1 pseudogene is annotated in these 599 nt (G+C 58.6%); it reads left to right on the top strand.

Annotated elements, in window-relative coordinates:
* Positions 1-599, top strand: a pseudogene (locus C3418_RS23880) (arabinose ABC transporter substrate-binding protein); the annotation flags it as partial.

Raw genomic sequence — 599 nt, 5'->3', positions numbered from 1 at the left:
ATCAGTTCGTGAACGCCGAGGGCAAGCCGATGGATACCGTGCCGCTGGTGATGATGGCGGCGACCAAAATCGGCGAGCGCCAGGGCCAGGAGCTCTATAAAGAGATGCAAAAACGCGGCTGGGACGTGAAGGACACCGCGGTTATGGCGATCACCGCCGATGAACTGGATACCGCACGCCGTCGCACCTCCGGTTCGATGGAAGCCCTGAAAGCGGCCGGCTTCCCGGAAAAACAGATCTACAAAGTGCCAACCAAATCCAACGACATCCCGGGCGCTTTCGATGCGGCCAACTCCATGCTGGTGCAGCACTCTGAAGTGAAACACTGGCTGGTGGTGGGGATGAACGACAACACCGTCCTGGGCGGCGTGCGCGCCACCGAAGGCCAGGGCTTCAAAGCGGCAGATGTTATCGGCATCGGCATCAACGGCGTTGATGCGGTGAGCGAGCTTTCTAAAGCGCAGGCCACCGGCTTCTACGGTTCTCTGCTGCCAAGCCCGGACGTACATGGCTATAAATCCAGCGAAATGCTCTACAACTGGGTCACCAAAGGTGCCGAGCCAGCGAAATTCACTGAAGTTACCGACGTGGTGTTGATC

The sequence above is a fragment of the Aeromonas sp. ASNIH8 genome, assembly GCF_002919855.1.
GTDB classification, from domain to species: Bacteria; Pseudomonadota; Gammaproteobacteria; order Enterobacterales; family Aeromonadaceae; genus Aeromonas; species Aeromonas caviae.
The sequence above is the reverse complement of the archived record's forward strand: the minus strand, read 5'-3'. Positions and strand labels throughout refer to the sequence as shown.